This is a genomic window from Kribbella lupini (assembly GCF_039529595.1).
In the GTDB taxonomy this organism is placed as follows: Bacteria; Actinomycetota; Actinomycetes; order Propionibacteriales; family Kribbellaceae; genus Kribbella; species Kribbella lupini.
On record NZ_BAAANC010000003.1, the window covers coordinates 1381353 to 1399542 of the forward strand.

Genomic DNA, 18190 nt, shown 5'->3' on the forward strand with positions numbered 1-18190 from the left:
TTCCGGACCCGCCTCGCAGGAGACGGGCCCGGCGGTCGGTCAGCGGCCGGTGGGGTGGTTCAGCACCCAGAGGATCTGGCGCAGGGTCACCGGGTTCATCGAGCCGTGGGCCCGGTCGAAGGCGGCGTGCTTGCCCTCGACGTACCGGCCGTTGGAGTGCTTGCCCTTGGCGTACTGCTGCTTGGCCCAGCCCAGCGAGTACTTGCCGTTGGAGTGCTTGGCGTCGGCCTGCAGCCGCTGGTTCACGTACTGCTCGAGGCGGGTCGGCTCGACCGGCGTAGGGGGCGGCAGGACCGGCTTGGTGTCGTCCGCGGGCTTCGAGTCGTCGGCCGGCTTCGAGTCGTCGGCCGGCTTCGAGTCGTCGGCCGGCTTCGAGTCGTCCGCGGGCTTCGAGTCGTCGCTCGGCTTCGAGTCGTCGGCCGGCTTGGTCTCGTCGGCCGGCTTGGAGTCGCCCGTCCCGTCGGTCTGGTCACCGGCCGGCTGGTCCTCCGGCTGGGTCTCACCCTTGGTGTCGCCCGCGCCCGGCTGCTGGGTCTCCCCGTCGCCGACCTCGGTCTGGCCGCCCGGCGTACCGGTCTCGCCAGTGCCTTCGCTCGGCACCGTGGTCGGGTCCGAGCCCGGCGTTTCGCCGCTCTCGCCGGTCTGGCCGTTGTTGCCACCACCGGTGTCGGTCGGCTCGCTGGTCGGCGGCGGGTCGCTCGGCTGGGTCGGCGGCGGGTCCGTCGGCGTGGCCGGCGGGTCGGTCGGCTCCTGGGTCGGCTGGGTCGGCGGCGGGTCGCTCGGCTTGTCCGTCGGCTCACCGCTCGGCTCGCCAGTCGGCTCGTCCACCGGAACGGTCGGCTTGGCGACCGGCTTGTCGTCGGTCGGCTCGGCCGGCGGCACCAGCGGGTCGCGCGTGCCCGTCTTGATGTCGACCTTGGGCGGCTCGGGGCGCGCCAGCGGCGGCTTCGGCATCAAGGTCTCGAGCTCGGTCAGACCGAGCGCGAGCGGGTCGGTCAGCCGCTGCTCGGCCCTGCGCTCCTCGACCTCGCGCGCGTCCTGCTGCTTCTGCTGGTAGTCCTTGGCGACCTTGACGATCTTCGACTTGTCGACGATCGGCATGCCGTCGAGCTTCTCCTGCGGGAAGCTGGTCTGCGGCCGGAGCTGCTCGACGACCTTCTCGACGATCTTCTCGTACGGCGCCAGCGGGTCGCCGTTGACGGCGGCCGCGACTCCCGACACCGACAGCGCCGCCACCGCGGCGACCCCGACGGCCAGGCCGCGGGCGGCGACCTTGCGGGTGAACGGATCGGTGACCGGGTTCAGCGCCGCGCAGCGGGCCAGGAAGCTCTCCGGGTCGTCGATCGTCTCCACCGGGAGCTCGCCCTCGACCTCGACCGCCAGCCGTAGATCGGCCAGCAGTTTCAGCGTCGGGTCGTGCTCGCCCGCCTCCCACGCGGACTCCCCACCGGCTGCGAGCAGGTCGAGCAGCGCGTCGTCGGCTTCGATCGCGTCTAAGTCAAAGCGCTCAGCCATTCCGCTCCTCCCCTGCTCCTCGCTCCAGCTGTGCCTCATGTCCCACAAACCCCCTGAGCGTGTTCAACGCCCGATGCTGTGCGACCCTCACCGCCCCCGGTGTCATCCCCAGTGCCCGGCCGGTCTCCTCGGCTGACATCCCCGCTACCACCCGGAGCCGCAGGATCTCCCGCAGTTTCTCCGGCAATCTCTCCAGCAGGCCCACGATGTGCTGGACCTCGGAGTGCCTGACCGCGTGCTCCTCCGGCGTCGGGGACTCGTCGGCCCCGTCCGGCAGGTCCGGCGTCGACACGTCGGCGACGGCGAACGCGCGCTGGGCGTCGGCGACCTTGCGGGCCGCGATCCCGTACACGAACGCCTCGAACGGCCGGCCCTCGTCGCGGTACCGGCCGAGCGCGCCGAACACCGCCACGCAGACCTCCTGCGCGACGTCGTCGACCATGTCGGCCCCGCCCGGATAGGTCCACAGGCGGGAGCGCACGTACCGGTGCGCGACCGCGCGCACCCTGGTGAGCAGATCGTTCAGAGCTCCCGGATCCCCACCCGCCGCCAGTGCGGCCAGATCCCTGAGCTCGACCCGGTCGTGGGTGTGCGGCATTCGAACCTCGGTCACCCCTCGCCCCCTCGTATCAGACCGGTCAGCCTGCAAGATGCTACGGGCCGGATGCGCCGCTGCCTAGTGGCAATTCGTGATCACTGAGCATTTTTCATTACAACCTGTCACTACCCCCGGGTATCCACAGGACGGACGGCCTGAAGGGCCGGAAAAGCCCACTGCCCGGCAGGTCCGAGGACCTGCCGGGCAGTGCGGGTACTACGTGTGGTGCGGAGGAATCAGTGACCGTGACCGTGGCCGTGACCGGCGGCGGCGGGCTCTTCGTCCTCGGGCTTGTCGACGACCAGGGTCTCCGTGGTGAGGAGCAGGGCCGCGATCGAGCCGGCGTTGGCCAGCGCGGAACGGGTCACCTTGACCGGGTCGAGGACACCCTGCGCGAGCAGGTCGCCGTACTCACCGGTGGCGGCGTTGAAGCCGCTGCCGACCTCGAGCTCGGCCACCTTGGCGGTCACGACGTAACCCTCGTAACCACCGTTCTCGGCGATCCAGCGCAGCGGCTCGACCACCGACTTGCGGACGATCCGGACACCGGCGAGCTCGTCGCCCTCCAGGCCCAGGTTGTCGTCGAGCACCGAGGCGGCGTGGACGAGGGCGGAGCCGCCACCGGCGACGATGCCCTCCTCGATCGCCGCACGGGTCGCCGACACGGCGTCCTCGATGCGGTGCTTCTTCTCCTTCAGCTCGACCTCGGTGGCCGCGCCGACCTTGATCACGCAGACGCCACCGGCCAGCTTGGCCAGCCGCTCCTGCAGCTTCTCGCGGTCCCAGTCGGAGTCGGTGCGCTCGATCTCGGCCTTGATCTGGTTGACCCGGGCCTCGATCTCGTCGGCCTTGCCGGCGCCCTCGACGACGGTGGTGTTGTCCTTGCTCACGACGATCCGCCGCGCGGTGCCGAGCACCTCGAGGCCGACCTGGTCGAGCTTGAGCCCAACCTCGGGAGCGATCACCTGCGCGCCGGTCAGCGCGGCCAGGTCCTCCAGCATCGCCTTGCGGCGGTCACCGAAGCCCGGGGCCTTGACGGCCACGGAGGTGAAGTTGCCGCGGATCTTGTTGACCACCAGGGTCGACAGGGCCTCGGCCTCGACGTCCTCGGCGATGATCAGCAGCGTCTTGCCCGACTGCACGACCTTCTCCAGCAGCGGCAGGAGGTCCGCGACGGCGGAGATCTTGTTCTGGCTGATCAGGATGTACGGGTCGTCCAGCACCGCTTCGCCGGCCTCGGCGTCGGTGATGAAGTACGGCGAGATGAAGCCCTTGTCGAACTGCATGCCCTCGGTGAACTCGAGCTCGGTGCCGAAGGTGTTCGACTCCTCGACGGTGATCACACCGTCCTTGCCGACCTTGTCGAAGGCGTCCGCGATCAGGCCGCCGATCTCGGCGTCCCGGGCGGAGATGGTCGCGACGTGGGCCATGTCGCCCTTGTCGTCGACCGGGCGCGCGGTCTCGATCAGCCGGGCGGAGACGGCCTCGACGGCGGCCTCGATGCCCTTCTTCAGGCCCATCGGGTTGACCCCGGCCGCGACGGCCCGCAGGCCCTCGTGCACGAGCGCCTGGGCCAGCACCGTGGCGGTGGTGGTCCCGTCGCCGGCGACGTCGTTGGTCTTGGTGGCGACCTCCTTGGCCAGCTGCGCGCCGAGGTTCTCGAACGGGTCGTCCAGCTCGACCTCACGGGCGACGGTGACACCGTCGTTGGTGATGGTCGGGGCGCCCCACTTCTTGTCCAGCACGACGTAGCGGCCCTTGGGCCCCAGCGTCACCTTCACCGTGTTCGCGAGCTTGTCGACGCCACGCTCCAGGGCGCGCCGCGCGTTCTCGTCGAACTCGAGGATCTTCGGCATGGAAAAACCAGTCCCTCTCTGAATTCTTGCGTTCAATGGCCCAGCCGGTTCTGGACCGACTCCGCCCCGGCGCCGGTGATCGGCACCGGGGCGGTGTCAGTCAGAAACTCTGAGCAGTCGTCACTTGCTGACGACGGCGAGGATGTCGCGGGCGCCCAGGATCAGGTAGTCCTGGCCGTCGTACTTGACCTCGGTGCCGCCGTACTTGGAGTAGATGACCTTGTCGCCGACGGCGACGTCCAGCGGGACGCGGTTGCCGTTGTCGTCGATGCGGCCGGGGCCGGTGGCGAGGACCTCGCCCTCCTGCGGCTTCTCCTTGGCGGTGTCCGGGATCACCAGGCCGGACTTCGTGGTCTGCTCGGCTTCGAGCGGCGCAACGAGGACGCGGTCCTCGAGCGGCTTGATCGTGACCGACACTTGCTGACCTCCACGGTCGAGTTCTTGATGATTCACAGTGCGTCAGGACGGCCGTCCCGCCGCCTGCCGTCGCGGGGGTCAGGGGCCGGGGCCGCTGGCACCCTCACAGGGAGAGTGCCAACACCGAATCTAGGCCGCGATTAGCACTCGGTCAACTCGAGTGCCAGAAAGTCCGCCACCGGCGAACATCACGAACCGGTCCGGGACTCAACTCGCGAGCGGGTCCAGGTCGTCTCAGCGGTACAGGACGCCGATCGACCGGGGTCCATCGGGAGGGAGACCACCATGTCCGTTCTCACCAGCCTCCGGCGCACGGCCACGGTCCGCAGGATCGCCGTCGTCGCCACCACGGCCGCGGTCGCCGTCGTACCGCTGACCGTCGCGGCCTCGAGCGCGTCGGCCGGAACGCAGGCGCTGTCGCAGTGCCAGCAGGTCTACAACCGGCAGGTCAACACCGCCGGCTGGACGGTCCCGGTGCTCTCGATCTGGGAGGACAGCAGCAGCACCTGCAACCTCAAGTACGGCGACCTGCCGCACCGCGACCCGCGCAACCCGTTCGGCGACCCGGAGACGGCGATCAAGACGCTGCAGCGCAACCTGAACTACTGCTACGGCTCCAAGCTGACCGTCGACGGCCGCTACGGCAGCAAGACCCAGGCCGCCGTTGCCGCGGTGCAGCGCCGGCACGGCCTCACCGCGGACGGGGTCTACGGCCCGGCGACCCGCTCGGCGATGAATTGGCGGCTCTGGAACCCGAAGCTGCGGCTGTCGAGCGAGCTCTGCTACAGCCCGCTGTAGTCCCTCCCGCACTTTCCGCGACCGAGGACTGGGCCTGGGCGGTCCGACGTGGGACCGTGCTGTCTGGAGCGACCACCAGTTCGAGGAGCCCGGATGAAACTCTCCCTCGCGTTGAAGAAGCCGTCGGGCAAGGCGTTGGTCGCGATCGCCGCACTGGTGGTCAGTCCGATCGTCGTGGGAGTGGCCGTCGCCGGCGGCCACTCCGACACGGACACTCCGCAGGCGGCGGGCGCACCGGCAGCCGCGACAGCTCCCGAGCCGGCGCCGGGTGAGGTAGCCGGGCGGGCCGGCGACCGCGGCGTACGGGCCGCAGCTGCGGCGGCCGCGCTGGAGCAGTGCCGGAGCGCCCGACTCGTGCCGGTCGGGAACGGGTGGGGCGTGCCGGCGCCGTCGGTCTGGGAGAGCAGCAGCACCCGCTGCAACCTGATGTACGGCGACGACCCGCAGCGCGGCAACGAGCGGTTCGGCGACCCGGACACCGCCATCCGCACGCTGCAGCGCAACCTGAACTACTGCTACGGGTCGAAGCTCACGATCGACGGCGTGTACGGCAGCAACACCCGTGCGATCGTCAAGCAGGTCCAGAAGCGCCACAAGCTCGCCGCGGACGGCATCTACGGCCCGCAGACCCGCTCGGCGATGAACTGGCGGCTCTACCACTCGACGAAGGGCATCTGGAGCACCGGCTGCTACAGCTCTCTCTGAGTGCTCAGCGCAGAATGAGCGCGTGACACCCCACTCGATCACCACACTGCTCACCCCACCGGGGTCCGACGTACTGGCGGAGGCCTGTGCGTCCTTCACCCCCGGCGGCGAGCTGCAGTTGGTCGAGAAGCTCCGCCGCCGGTACGACGCGGCGGTGGTCACCGCGGCTGTCACCCAGGCGTCGTTGCGGCACCGGGCGGTCGCCAAGTTCGGCGCGGACGACGCGGCCCGGATGTACTTCACGCCGGACGGGCTCGAGCAGTCGACACGGACCGCTGTCGCCGCACACCGCTCCGCCCGGATCGCTGCGGCGCTGCCCGGCGCTTCGGTGATCGACCTGGGCTGCGGAATCGGCGGCGACCTGATCAGCGCGGCGCGGGCCGGTCTGCGCATCACCGGCGTCGAACGCGACCCGGCGACGGCCGCAGCAGCTGCGGCGAACCTGTCCGCGCTGGGCTTACCCGGTGAGGTGCTGCTGGGCGATGCGGAGGAGCAGGACCTGACGCCGTACGAGGTGGTCTTCGCGGATCCTGCGCGGCGGGCAGATGGGAGGCGGGTGTTCGACCACAACGCGTACTCGCCGCCCTGGTCGTTCATCAGCTCGCTGCTGGAGGGGACGGCGTGCGTGAAGGTCGCACCGGGGATCCCGCACGACGCCGTACCGGAGGGGGTCGAGGCGGAGTGGGTGAGCGACGCCGGCGAGGTCAAAGAGGCCGCACTCTGGTCCGGCAAGCTGTACGGCGGCGCTGCGCGGCGGGCGACGCTGCTGCCGAGTGGCGCCTCGGTTGCTGTCGCACCGGAGGCTGAGGTCGGGCCGGTCGGCCAGTACATCTACGAGCCGGACGGCGCTGTGGTGCGCGCCGGTCTGGTCACGGCGGTCGTCGCGGAGGTGAACGGCTGGCTGCTGGACCCGCGGATCGCTTACGTGACCGGGCCGTTCCTGGTGGAGACGGCGCTGGCGTCGGCGTACGAGGTGGTCGAGACGCTGCCGTACAAGGAGAAAGCGCTGAAATCGTGGGTGCGGACCAACGACATCGGCACGCTGGAGATCAAGAAACGGGGCGTCGACGTGGATCCGGCGGTACTGCGGAAGAAGCTCTCACCGAAGGGCTCGCGGGCGGCGACGCTGATCATCACGCGGATCGGGCGGGACGCGGTCGCGTACTCGTGCCGTCGGTCGAGCTGACTTGCGCTCGCGCAGTATTCGAACATATACTCGAACACGAGAGCGGGCCCCCGGGAAGCCTGCCGACGGGCGAGGTGCTGCGCTCGTTGCCGACGACTCCCGGGGGTCCGCCACTAACTTCAGAACGCGTCAGCAGGCCAGGTCGTGGACTGGCCTGCTGCTCTTCGTCACGGTCAGCGGTCCTTGGCGGGCCAAGGTGAGTCGGCTGGGCGGAGGGCGTCGAAGCCTTCGCCGTTGAGTGCTGCCCAGGCGGCCAGCGAGCCCATCACCAGGATCGGGTTGTGCAGGTCGCCGGCCAGCGCCGCCTTGACGACGTCCTCGAGCGGCGCCCAGACCGTCTCCATGTCGGCTTCCTCGTGCAGCCGGTCGTAGACATCCTCGGCCGGCGACAGGTCGCGTGCCAGGAAGATCCGCACCGCCTCGGTGGTCAGCCCCGGTGAGGTGAACGCGTCCACGAGGATCCGCCAGTCGGCGGCCTTGGTCGCGGCCTCCTCCCACAGTTCCCGCTCGGCGCCGAGCCGGTAGGCCTCACCCTGTACGTCGAGCAGGCCGGCCGGGGGCTCGAGCAGGCGGTAGCCGACCGGGTGACGGTACTGGCGGACCAGCAGCATCCGGTGGTTCTCGTCGAGCGCGACCACTCCGACCGCACCCGGGTGGACGACGACGTCCCGCGTGAACGGCTCGCCGCCGGCGGGCGGGACCACCTGGTCCCGCCGTACGGAGATCACCCGCCCGGTCGCGTGCACGGTCTCCGACGAGCTCACCTCCCAGGAGGTCGGCACATCAGCCAGCCCCGCCCCGAACCGCAGCTCAGCAGCATCAGCCCCGGCGCCCGACCCGGTGGAGGGGACGCTCGCAGAGCCCGCGTCGCCGGCCCCCGAGGCCGGGGTGCTTGCGGAGCCGCTGGTTGCCGACCCTGCGTCGCCCGACTCCCCGGAGCGGGTGTTCTCGGCCGGAGCACCCGCCGAGGCAGGGCTCGCGTCGCTGGGCCCCTGCGGGCCCGGCGTACCGGACTCGGTCATCGGGCCTTGGCCTTGGCGGCGCCGGCCTTGACCGGCTCCTTGGCCTCGGCGGCCTTGGCCGCGGGGACCTCCTCGACCGGCAGCCGCGACTCGCGCTGGCGCACCAGCGCAGCGGCGATCAGCCCGGAGAACAGCGGGTGCGGCTTGGTCGGCCGCGACCGGAGCTCCGGGTGCGCCTGGGTGGCGACGAAGAACGGGTGCACCGCCTTGTCCAGCTCGATGAACTCGACCAGCTCGTTGTCCGGCGACAGCCCGGAGAACACCAGCCCGGCGGTCTCCAGCTTGTCCCGGTACGCGTTGTTGACCTCGTAGCGGTGCCGGTGCCGTTCCTGCACCGACGGAGCGCCGTACAGGTCGCGGACGATCGACCCGTCGGCCAGGTTCGCCGGGTAGAGGCCGAGCCGCATCGTGCCGCCGAGGTCGCCGGAGCCGGAGACGATGTGCTTCTGCTCCTCCATCGTCGCCACCACCGGCTGCGTGGCGTCGGGGTCGAACTCGCTGGAGTTCGCGTCGACCAGGCCGGCCAGGTCGCGGGCGACCTCGATCACCATGCACTGCAGGCCCAGGCACAGCCCGAGGATCGGGATGCCGGCCTCGCGGGCGTACCGGATCGCGCCGATCTTGCCCTCGATGCCCCGGACGCCGAACCCACCGGGGATGCAGACCGCGTCCACGTCGCCGAGCAGCTTCGCCGCCGCCTCGGGCGTGGCGGCCTCGTCGGAGGCGACCCAGCGCAGGTTCACCTTGGCGTCGTTGTCGAACCCGCCCGCACGCAGTGCCTCGGCGACCGACAGGTACGCGTCCGGCAGGTCGATGTACTTGCCGACCAGCGCGACGGTGACCTGGTCCTTCGGGTGGTGCACGACCCGCAGCAGCTCGTCCCAGCGGGTCCAGTCGACGTCGCGGAACGGCAGGTTCAGCCGCCGTACGACGTACGCGTCCAGCCCCTCGGCGTGCACGACCTTCGGGATGTCGTAGATGCTCGGCGCGTCCACCGCGGCAACGACCGCCTCGACGTCCACGTCGCACATCAGCGAGATCTTGCGCTTGACGTTCTCCGGGATCGGCCGGTCGGCGCGGCAGACGATCGCGTCGGGCTGAATACCGATCGAGCGCAGCGCGGCGACCGAGTGCTGGGTCGGCTTGGTCTTCAGCTCACCGCTGGGCGCCATGTACGGCACCAGCGAGATGTGCAGGAAGAAGACGTTGTCGCGGCCGACGTCGTGCCGGACCTGGCGGGCCGCCTCGAGGAACGGCAGCGACTCGATGTCGCCGACGGTGCCGCCGATCTCGTGCAGCACCACGTCGACGTCCGGGCCGGCCATCGCCAGCATCCGGTCCTTGATCTCGTTGGTGATGTGCGGGATCACCTGGACGGTGTCGCCCAGGTACTCGCCGCGGCGCTCCTTGGCGATCACCGAGCTGTAGATCTGCCCGGTGGTCACGTTCGCGACCTGCGACAGGTCGCGGTCGAGGAAGCGTTCGTAGTGCCCGATGTCCAGGTCGGTCTCGGCGCCGTCGTTGGTGACGAACACCTCGCCGTGCTGGAACGGGTTCATCGTGCCGGGATCCACGTTGAGGTACGGATCCAGCTTCTGCATGGTCACCCGGATGCCCCGAGCCGTCAGCAGACTGCCGAGGCTGGACGCTGTCAGCCCCTTGCCGAGACTGGAGGCCACGCCGCCGGTGACGAATACGTGCTTGGTCTGCTGGGAATTCGAAGCCCTGTCCACGGGCCTTCAGCCTACCTGCTGTCAAGCAGTGGTCGCGACGAGCCCCGCGTAGATGTCCAGCAGATTCTTCGCCACGGCGTCCTCGTCCGGCCATCCGGCGGCCAACTGGAGGCCCTCCGCCCGCCGTGAAGCGGCCTCCTCCGGCTCGGAAAGAAGTTTCCGTACGCCGTCCGCGAGCCCGCGCGTGTCGCCGGGAAAAGCCAGGATCGCGCTGTCCCCGACCAACTCCGGTACGCCGCCGACCGCGGTCGCCACCGCCGGTACACCGGCCTGCAGCGCCTCCTGCAGCACCAGCGCCCGCGCCTCCCAGTGCGAGGTCAGCAGGAAGACGTCGGCCGCGCCGAGCAGGTCGGCCACGTCGTTGCGGTGCCCGAGCAGCCGGACCGGCAGGCTCTCGGCGTCGATCCGGGCCTGCAGGTTCTCCCGCAGCGGCCCGTCGCCGACGACGGCGAACACCACACCCGGTTCGGTCTTGGCCACCTCGGCCGCTACGGACAGCAGCGTCGGGTAGTCCTTCTGCGGCGCCAGCCGGCCCACGGTGAGTACCAGCGGCGCGTCACCGATGCCCAGTTCCTCGCGGACAGCAGCAGACGGCGTACGGGCCTCTGGCATGGCTGGAGCCGCAACCGGCGCCAGGCGCGCCTGGCGGGCTCCTAGGCGTCGGGCGAGCTCGACCAGGTCAGTGGACGCGCCGAGCGTCAAGTCCGCGCCACGGGCCACCAGACGCTGTCCCAGCCGCATCACCAGGCCACGAGGCCCTGGTGCGATCACCGCGTTGTGCCAGGTGACCACGAGCGGCCGCAGGTGGGACCGGTCGCGCAGCGCGGTCATGCCGGCCCGGTACCCGTGCGCGTGGACCACGTCGGAGCCTCGCAGGCCTACTGCCGTGGCGACGACCGTGGCCTCGCCGAAGTCGAAGTGCTCGGCCGTGCCCGGCGGTGCGCAGACCACGACCTCGTGATCGGCTGCGAGGTAGCGCGGGACCAGTGAGGCGACGTGCTGACCGATCCCGCCCCGCGACTCCGCCAGCAGCAGGCCGATCCTCATTGCTTCTCCTCCACCACGGTTGGGACACCCCGGCGCAGCAGCGCCCGGGCATCCGGACGGTCGACCAGTACGGCGACCACGGCGTACACGATCACGACAGCCAGCCCGGACAGTACGGCGAACAACAGCGCACTCCCCCAGCCTCCGCCATCAGCAGGCAGCGACACAGCCCAGCCGGCCGCACCGGCCAGAGCAGCGCCGACCACAGCGGCAACGGTCGCCCGGGACAGCCCCTGCAGCACACCAGCTCCAGCAACGCGCTGCAACACCACCAGCAGGACAACCGCGCCGGCGAGCATCCCGACGGACATGGCAGCAGCCAGAGCCGGCACCGCGTCCCACTCCAGCGTCAGGACCAGTCCGGCGATTGCCACGAGCAGCCAGGCCCCACCGGTGACCAGTGCGACCGAGCGACCCGAGTGCCGCGCGTAGAGGATCCGCCCGGCATGCATCAGCACCGCGAACCCGATGATCGCCGGAGCGAACGCGACCAGTCCGTTGGCCAGTGACGAGGCCTGCGCCTCCTGCACTCGGCCGTCGTTGTAGGCGAAGATCCGGGCCACCGGAATCGCAGTACCGACCAGCAGCGCGGCACCCGCTCCCCCTGCGAGCATCACCGCCCGCGTGGAGGTCGCGCTGTACAGGGCGAACAGGGCCTCGTCCTTCGCGTCGAAAGCCGCTGCAAGGCGCGGGAAGACCGCAGTGGTGATCGGGACCGCCAGTACGGCGTACGGGAGCAGGTAGACCGCGTTGGCCCAGGTGTAGACGGCGATGCTGCCCGGGATGCCGCGGTGGTTGGCCAGCCAGGTGGTGACCAGGAAGGCGAGCTGCTGCGCGACCAGTACGGCGAGGCCTGCCGCGGCGAGCTTCCGCAGTACTGGGCCGACACCTGGGTCCAGCCGGAGCGTCGGCCGGATCGGCAAGCGCAGCAGGAGCATGGGGACGAGCACGGTCAACGCCAGCGCCAGTACGCCGGCAGTCGTTCCCCAAGCGAGCAAGTCGGCCGCACCGCGCGACGCCTGGTCGGCCATGGGCGCCTCGACCGCGAACAGCAGGTAGGTCCCGACGACGACCAGGCTGGAGATCAACGGCGCGAGAGCACCGGCCGCGAAACGCTTGTGGGACTGGAGAACCGCCGTCGCGACCACGGCGATCGCGTAACCGAAGATCTGCGGCACGAAGATCACCAGCATGCGCGTGGCCGTCGCACCGGAAGCGCAGTCCTCGGAGTCCAGCATCGCGGACGTGTACTGCGACGCCAGAAGCCAAGCCAGCAAGGCGAACGGCGCGAGCAGCACCAGGGACCAGGTCAGCAAGGCGCCGATGATCCGGCCCTGCGCGGCCTTGTCACCTCGGGACACCGGCCCGGCCAGAACCGGGATGACGGCGCCGGCCAGCGCACCGCCGACAACCACTTCGAAGAGCACATTGGGGAGTTGGTTGGCTGTCGCGTAGGCCTCAGCGAGACAACCGGCGCCGACGGTCTTGGAGAAGACCAGCCACCGACCGAAGCCGACCACTCGAGCCAGTACGGTCACGCCGGCCACGAGGAGTGCGGCCCGGGCGATCCGCCCGCCGGTGCTCACCGGGGCCGTCGGCCCCACTGGTCGATCTTGTCGAGCGTCGGGTTCCCGGCGATCACCTTGGTGAAGCTGACCTTCTCGCTGGCCAGGTTGAGCGCGACGACCGCGCCCAGCGCCAGCACCTTCAGCGGCCGCGGCAGCGACGCCGCCAGCGCCGTACCGGTGATCGCGCCCAGGCCATTGGCGCCGCAGTCGCCCAGCATCGACCGCTCGCCGAGGTCCGACGGCGCCGAGGCGGCAGCAGCACCGACGACCGCAGCGGCAGGTCCGCCGGCCACCGGCGCGCTCACCGCGGTCAAAGCTTTCAGCGCACGCCCAGGACGCAGGTCGAGCAGGTTCGCGAGGTTCGCCGTGCCGGCGATCAAGGCGCCATCGGCAACGATCTCCGCGACCACGCCGACGCCCTTCGACTTGCGCGGCAACAACGCAGCGGCGGCCAGCCCGGCGGCACCGACGCCGAGGATCTTCACCGCGCCGCTGGTCACCTCGCCGCGCTTCAACGCCGACAGGTGACCTCGAAACCCCTTGGTTTCCGTGGCTCCCGCGAGGTCGTCGTACGCGCCGACGGCACCCGACACCGAGCCGGCCAGCAGCGCGGCGGCCTTCACCCGGCCGCTGCCCGACCCCGCGGCCACACCAGCGAGGGCACCCAGTACGGCGACCGGTCCCTCCAGCAGCGTGACGGTCTCGCCGCGATGGTTGGTCCGCTCGAACGGCGCCCGCTGCTCCTTCGGCAACTTCGCCGCGGCACGTTCCAGCCCTGCGGTGGCCGCGGCCGCGACGACCGCTCCGAGCAGACCCATCAGTTCTCCTTCGCCTGCACCGCGGACGGCGCGACACCGTTCTTGGCGTCGACCCCGCCGTACTGGCCGGCCTTGCCGCCGGCCTGCTCGACCAGGGCGAAGACGATGGTGGCCTGGCCGCTCGGCATGTTCGCGACGTCGACCGAGGAGACGATCTTGGTGGCGTCGCTGTCGCCACGCAGGGCCTTCAGCAGCCCGCCGTTCTGCGCGCTCTCCGGCGTGCCCGCCACGACCGAACCGGCGCTGCCGAGGTCGAGGCCCTCGATGAAGTCGACCGAGTCGGTGTACGACGAGTTGTCCGGCAGCGGCGTCGGCGGCTTCGCGGCGACCACGACGACCAGGTCGGCGCGGTCCTTCGGGGTGGGCTTGACCGAAACGAGCTTGGAGTCCGACAGTCCGCTGAGGATCTTGGTCGACTCACCGTCGGCGGGCTTGTTCAGTTCCTTGGTCAGCACGCTGCGGGCCAGGATCTGACCGGCCCGCTGGTAGGTGTTGCTGTCGGCCGGGAAGGTGATGTCCGAGGTGACGAGCTCGTTGACCAGCGGCTCGATCAGCTGGCGCTGGCCCGGGTCGAACAGCTTGCTGTCCAGCGCGACCCGCGTGGTCACCTGGGCGCCGGCGTTCTCCAGCGAGTCCTGGACGGAGTTGGTCAGGTCACCGTCGGCGTTGGGCATGGTGACGATCGCGATCTTCCGGCTGGCCAGCTTGGCGTCGGTCAGCCCTGCCGTCACTTTCGCGACGTAGTCGTCGCGGTACTTGTCCAGCGACTTGGCCTGGATCGCGTCCGCCCGCGCCTGCTCGAGGGCCTGCCGGTCCCGTTCGGCCTGGTCCGCGACGACCTGGGAGGCGGTGCCCTTCAATGGTCCGGCACCGAGCACCACGCCGGCTCCGAGGGCGAAGAAGATCGCCACGATCGAGACGATGTGGTAGCGAAAGTCGATCACGTGAACAGCTCCCGGATGTGGAAATAGATTTCGTTCCAGCGCGCCCGCAGGATCGACCAGAGCACGTCGTCGGCCCCGATGGCGACCATGGCCACCCCGAGTACGAACAGCCCGGACGCGATCAGCGCAACCATCTGGAAGGTGGAGACGCGACTGCGGTAGAGCCGGCCGACACCCTTGGCGTCCACCAGCTTCGCACCCACCCGCAACCGGGTGATGAACGTGCTGGCCATCCCGGCGCGTCCCTTGTCCAGGAACTCGATCAGTGAGTTGTGCGTACCGACCGCGACGATCAGCGACGCGCCCTTGGAGTCGGCCAGCAGCATCGCGACGTCCTCACTGGTCCCGGCCGCGGGGAACTCGATCGAGTCCACCCCCAGCCGCTCCAGCCGTTCCGAGCCCGGCGCGCGGCCGTCCCGGTAGGCGTGCACGACCACTTCGGCCCCGCACTTGAGGGTCTCGTCCTTGACCGAGTCCATGTCGCCGACGATCAGGTCCGGGACGTAGCCGTTCTCGACCAGGGCGTCGGCGCCGCCGTCGACCCCGATCAGGACCGGCCGGTACTCGCGGATGTAGGGCCGCAGCGCGACCAGGTCCTCGCGGTAGTCGTAGCCCCGGACGACGATCAGCACGTGCTTGCCGTCCATCGCGGTGTGCACGGCCGGTACGCCGACGCCGTCGAGCAGCAGGTCCCGCTCGCGCCGCAGGTACTCCAGGGTGTTCGCGGTGAACGCCTCGAGCTGGGTCGACAGGCCCGCGCGGGCGTCGTCCATCAGCTGCGCGACGGTCTGGCTGTCCTGCACGACGCCCTTGGCGACCACTTCCTCACCGCGGTACAGCTCGCCCTCGTGCAGCCGGACCCGCTCGCCCTCGTGCAGGACGGAGAAAACCTCGCGGCCGATCCCGTCGACCAGCGGGATGCCCGCCTCGACGAGGATCTCGGGGCCCAGGTTCGGGTAGCGGCCGCTGATCGAGTCGGCGACGTTGACCACCGCCGCGACCTGGCAGTCGACCAGCGCCTCGGCGCTGACCCGGTCCAGGTCGACATGGTCGATGACGGCGATCTCGCCCGGTTTCAGCCGCTTGGTGAGATTCTTGGTACGGCGGTCCAGCCGAACCACTCCGGCGATCCCGGGCAGCTCAGTGGGGCGTGCTCTACGCAGGCTGGGCAGTTTCATCGCGCTCTCATCCTGCCATGTCAAGAGTGTCCTCCCGACCTTTTACCGGCCGGAAGGAGGCATTCGTCGACATCTACCCGGGTAACGCAGCGTCAAATCATTCCTTTGAAGGAGCGCTCAGCGCTTCTTCTTGCGCGGCTTGGTGCGACGCTCCGCAGCCAGCGCGAGCAGTTCCTCGGCGTGGGCCTGGGCGGCGTCGGAGTTCTCCAGGCCGGCCATCATCCGCGACAGTTCCTTCAGCCGGGCGTCGTCGTCGAGCGCGACCAGACCGCTGGTGGTGACCGACCCGTCGTCACTCTTCAGTACGACGGCATGACGGTCCGCGAACGCGGCCACCTGCGGCAGGTGCGTGACCACGATGACCTGCGCCTTCTCCGCCAGCCGGGCCAGCCGCTTGCCGACCTCGACCGCGGCGCGGCCACCGATCCCGGCGTCGATCTCGTCGAACACCAGCGTCGGCACCGGGTGGGTGTCGGACAGGATCACCTCGAGCGCCAGCATCACGCGCGACAACTCACCGCCCGACGCCGCCTTCTGCAGCGGACGGGCCGGGCTGCCCGGGTTCGCCGCGAAGCAGAACTCGATCTCGTCCGCGCCGTACGGGCCCGGCGTCGTCTCGTGCACCTCGACGGTCAGCGTCGCGTGCGGCATCGCCAGCCCGCTCAGTTCCTCCGAAACTGCGACTCCGAGCCGGGCCGCCGCCTCCCGCCGGGCCGCACCGATCGTGCTGCCCAGCTCCGCCAGCTGGGCCTGCAGCTCGCCGCGCTCGGCGGTCAGCTGCTCGACCCGCTCGTCGCTGCCGTCCAGCTCGATCAGGCGCTCGGCGGACCGCTTGGTCCACGCGATCACCTCGTCGACGGTGCCTTCGACGTCGCCGTACTTGCGCACCAGACCGGTCAGCAGGCTGCGCCGCTCGCTGACGACCGCCAGCCGCGCCGGGTCGGTGTCGACGTCAGCCACGTACGACGAAAGCTCGCCGGCCAGGTCTGCTGCCAGGTAGCCCAGCTCACCGGCCCGGTCAGCCAGTTCGGCCAGCTTCGGGTCGTGCTCGCGCTCGGCGTCGAGCACCTGCTTGGCCAGCGACAGCAGGCCCAGTACGTCGCCCGGCCGGGTCGCGTCCAGGTCCTCCGAGGCCAGCGCCTCGCCCGCCGTCGTTGCCGCCGTCCGCAGGCCGTCGGCGTACGCGAGCCTGCCCTCCTCGGCGGCCAGCTCCACGTCCTCACCGGGCAACGGCTCGGCCTTGGCGATCTCGTCCAGCCCGAAGCGCAGCAGGTCGGCCTCGGCCAGGCGGTCGCGCTGCCGCGTCGTCAGCTCGGTCAGCTCGGCCTCGACCTCACGATGCCGCCGGTACGCCGTCGCGTACTCGCCGAGCGGAGCCAGCACCGGCTTGCCCGCAAAGGTGTCCAGCGTCTCCCGCTGTCGGGCCGGCTGGAGCAGGCGCCACTGGTCGGCCTGGCCGTGGATCGCGACCAGGTCACCGGAGACCTCCGCCAGAATGCTCACCGGCACCGACGCACCACCCAGGAACGCGCGGGAGCGACCCTCCGAGGAGAGCTCGCGCGCGATCAGCAGCTCGTCGTCGTCCAGCTCGCCGCCGCGGTCCTCGGCCTGCTGCACGATCGAGCGCGGCACGTTGCTCGCCCGCCCCTCGACCCGCGCCCGACGGACGCCGTGCCGGACCAGGCCGCTGTCGGCGCGGCCGCCGAGCAGCATGTTCACGCCGGTCACGACCATCGTCTTGCCCGCGCCGGTCTCGCCGGTGACCGCGGTGAAGCCGGGGTCGAGCTCCAAAGTGGCGTCCTCGATCACGCCCAAGCCGGTGATTCGAATCTCCGAGAGCATGGTGACTCAGGTCTCCTCTTGTGCACTTCTCTTGCGGCGGTGTTCGGCGGCGCCGCGCCAGCCCAGCACCGGCAGGTCGAACTTGGCGACCAGCCGGTCGGTGAACGGCGCCTCGTGTGCCCGGGCCAGCCGGACCGGGGTCTTGCCGCGACGGACCTGGATCCGGGCGCCCGGCGGCACCTCGACCATCCGCCGGCCGTCGCACCACAGCACGCCCCGGCCGTGCCAGGCCGCGACCAGCTCGACCATCAGCTGCGAGTTCGGCGCGACGACGATCGGGCGGGAGAACAACGCGTGCGCGCTGAGCGGGACCAGCAGGATCGCCTCGACGTCCGGCCAGACGATCGGCCCACCGGCGGAGAACGCGTACGCCGTACTGCCGGTCGGTGTGGCCAGCACGACCCCGTCGCAGCCCCAGCGGGACAGCGGGCGGCCGTCGACCTCGACCAGCACCTCGAGCATCTTCTCGCGGGCGGCCTTCTCGACGCTCGCCTCGTTCAGCGCCCAGGTGTCGAAGATCAGCTCGTCGCCGACGTACACGTCGACGGCGAGCGTCATCCGCTCCTCGACCGTGTAGCTGCGGTCGACCACGACCTCGACGATCCGGTCGAGGTCCTCCACCTCGGCCTCGGCCAGGAAGCCGACGTGGCCCAGGTTGACGCCGAGCACCGGCGTCCCGTGCGGGCGGGCCAGCTCGGCGCCGCGCAGGATCGAGCCGTCGCCGCCGAGCACGATGATCAGCTCGACGCCCTGGGCCGCCTGGTCCGCGTCGTCGGCGATCTCGACCGGGTGCAGGTCGAGCTCCGCGGCCTCCGCGCCGACCAGCCGGACGACGATGCCGGCCGCGGTCAGCAGCTGGTGAGTCTGCCGGGCGACCTCGACGGCCAGGTCGCGTCCGGTGTGCGTGACCAGCAGGACGCGCCGCGGCTCGGTGACGACCGGCTCAACCACGCGGACCTGCCT

Annotated in this window: 16 protein-coding genes; 3 read left to right on the top strand and 13 right to left on the bottom strand. The window is 70.6% G+C overall.

All coding sequences use genetic code 11. The features are described from left to right. Positions 1–39 precede the first annotated feature (39 nt). From ABD235_RS32830 to groES, 4 genes are all read right to left on the bottom strand, one after another. Positions 40–1515 carry a hypothetical protein gene (locus ABD235_RS32830; protein WP_344181266.1) on the bottom strand — a complete coding sequence of 492 codons (1476 nt, stop codon included), beginning with the start codon at positions 1513–1515 and terminating at the stop codon, positions 40–42. Beyond that, the gene (gene shbA / locus ABD235_RS32835) at positions 1508–2128 is read right to left on the bottom strand and encodes an RNA polymerase sigma factor ShbA (RefSeq protein WP_344181268.1); all 621 of its coding nucleotides are present in this window, start codon (positions 2126–2128) and stop codon (positions 1508–1510) included. The genes ABD235_RS32830 and shbA overlap by 8 nt, the downstream gene beginning before the upstream one ends. A 221-nt stretch (positions 2129–2349) precedes the next feature. After that, positions 2350–3969, bottom strand: coding sequence for a chaperonin GroEL (gene groL, locus ABD235_RS32840; RefSeq protein ID WP_344181270.1), 1620 nt, complete (start codon positions 3967–3969; stop codon positions 2350–2352). A 120-nt stretch (positions 3970–4089) separates the two neighbouring features. Then, positions 4090–4386 (bottom strand): co-chaperone GroES, encoded by a 297-nt coding sequence (gene groES / locus ABD235_RS32845; protein ID WP_184798551.1) that lies wholly within the window; start codon positions 4384–4386, stop codon positions 4090–4092. A gap of 285 nt (positions 4387–4671) precedes the next feature. Here groES and ABD235_RS32850 point away from each other — a divergent pair, with 285 nt between their 5' ends. The 3 genes from ABD235_RS32850 (at position 4672) to ABD235_RS32860 (ending at position 7075) form a co-directional block, all read left to right on the top strand. After that, complete coding sequence (locus tag ABD235_RS32850; protein WP_344181274.1) at positions 4672–5184, top strand: peptidoglycan-binding domain-containing protein; 513 nt, start codon at positions 4672–4674, stop codon at positions 5182–5184. Between the two features lie 93 nt (positions 5185–5277). Further along, positions 5278–5889, top strand: a complete 612-nt coding sequence (locus ABD235_RS32855; RefSeq protein WP_344181276.1) for a peptidoglycan-binding domain-containing protein — start codon at positions 5278–5280, stop codon at positions 5887–5889. A 22-nt stretch (positions 5890–5911) separates the two neighbouring features. Further along, positions 5912–7075, top strand: a complete 1164-nt coding sequence (locus ABD235_RS32860) for a class I SAM-dependent methyltransferase (RefSeq protein ID WP_344181278.1) — start codon at positions 5912–5914, stop codon at positions 7073–7075. A 173-nt stretch (positions 7076–7248) separates the two neighbouring features. Here the strand turns inward: ABD235_RS32860 and ABD235_RS32865 are convergent, their stop codons facing one another. The 9 genes from ABD235_RS32865 to ABD235_RS32905 form a co-directional block, all read right to left on the bottom strand. Next, on the bottom strand, positions 7249–8097 hold the full coding sequence (locus tag ABD235_RS32865; RefSeq protein ID WP_344181280.1) for an NUDIX domain-containing protein: 849 nt from the start codon (positions 8095–8097) through the stop codon (positions 7249–7251). After that, positions 8094–9830: a CTP synthase gene (gene pyrG / locus ABD235_RS32870; RefSeq protein ID WP_344181282.1), complete on the bottom strand. Its 1737-nt coding sequence runs from the start codon at positions 9828–9830 to the stop codon at positions 8094–8096. Before pyrG ends, ABD235_RS32865 begins: the two co-directional genes overlap by 4 nt. Before the next feature lie 21 nt (positions 9831–9851). After that, a complete protein-coding gene (locus ABD235_RS32875) occupies positions 9852–10877 on the bottom strand; it encodes a glycosyltransferase family 4 protein (RefSeq protein WP_344181284.1) in 1026 nt (341 codons plus the stop codon). Beyond that, the gene (murJ, locus tag ABD235_RS32880; RefSeq protein WP_344181286.1) at positions 10874–12481 is read right to left on the bottom strand and encodes a murein biosynthesis integral membrane protein MurJ; all 1608 of its coding nucleotides are present in this window, start codon (positions 12479–12481) and stop codon (positions 10874–10876) included. The genes ABD235_RS32875 and murJ overlap by 4 nt, the downstream gene beginning before the upstream one ends. Continuing rightward, positions 12460–13263: a hypothetical protein gene (locus ABD235_RS32885; protein WP_344181288.1), complete on the bottom strand. Its 804-nt coding sequence runs from the start codon at positions 13261–13263 to the stop codon at positions 12460–12462. The genes murJ and ABD235_RS32885 overlap by 22 nt, the downstream gene beginning before the upstream one ends. Next, entirely contained in the window at positions 13263–14207 is a 945-nt protein-coding gene (locus ABD235_RS32890; RefSeq protein WP_344181290.1) for a copper transporter, read from the bottom strand. Before ABD235_RS32890 ends, ABD235_RS32885 begins: the two co-directional genes overlap by 1 nt. Then, positions 14204–15385 carry a putative cytokinetic ring protein SteA gene (steA, locus tag ABD235_RS32895; protein ID WP_344181292.1) on the bottom strand — a complete coding sequence of 394 codons (1182 nt, stop codon included), beginning with the start codon at positions 15383–15385 and terminating at the stop codon, positions 14204–14206. Before steA ends, ABD235_RS32890 begins: the two co-directional genes overlap by 4 nt. Positions 15386–15502: 117 nt before the next feature. Further along, a complete protein-coding gene (recN, locus tag ABD235_RS32900) occupies positions 15503–17227 on the bottom strand; it encodes a DNA repair protein RecN (RefSeq protein WP_344181294.1) in 1725 nt (574 codons plus the stop codon). A 6-nt stretch (positions 17228–17233) separates the two neighbouring features. Beyond that, positions 17234–18178, bottom strand: a complete 945-nt coding sequence (locus tag ABD235_RS32905; RefSeq protein WP_344181296.1) for an NAD kinase — start codon at positions 18176–18178, stop codon at positions 17234–17236. Between the last annotated feature and the right edge of the window lie 12 nt (positions 18179–18190).

Bases quoted from the DNA above. Each gene is read 5' to 3' on its own strand.
- ABD235_RS32830 (WP_344181266.1), bottom strand. From the start codon at position 1,515: ATGGCTGAGCGCTTTGACTTAGACGCGATCGAAGCCGACGACGCGCTG.
- groL (WP_344181270.1), bottom strand. From the start codon at position 3,969: ATGCCGAAGATCCTCGAGTTCGACGAGAACGCGCGGCGCGCCCTGGAG.
- ABD235_RS32850 (WP_344181274.1), top strand. From the start codon at position 4,672: ATGTCCGTTCTCACCAGCCTCCGGCGCACGGCCACGGTCCGCAGGATC.
- ABD235_RS32855 (WP_344181276.1), top strand. From the start codon at position 5,278: ATGAAACTCTCCCTCGCGTTGAAGAAGCCGTCGGGCAAGGCGTTGGTC.
- ABD235_RS32865 (WP_344181280.1), bottom strand. From the start codon at position 8,097: ATGACCGAGTCCGGTACGCCGGGCCCGCAGGGGCCCAGCGACGCGAGC.
- ABD235_RS32875 (WP_344181284.1), bottom strand. From the start codon at position 10,877: ATGAGGATCGGCCTGCTGCTGGCGGAGTCGCGGGGCGGGATCGGTCAG.
- ABD235_RS32885 (WP_344181288.1), bottom strand. From the start codon at position 13,263: ATGGGTCTGCTCGGAGCGGTCGTCGCGGCCGCGGCCACCGCAGGGCTG.
- steA (WP_344181292.1), bottom strand. From the start codon at position 15,385: ATGAAACTGCCCAGCCTGCGTAGAGCACGCCCCACTGAGCTGCCCGGG.
- recN (WP_344181294.1), bottom strand. From the start codon at position 17,227: ATGCTCTCGGAGATTCGAATCACCGGCTTGGGCGTGATCGAGGACGCC.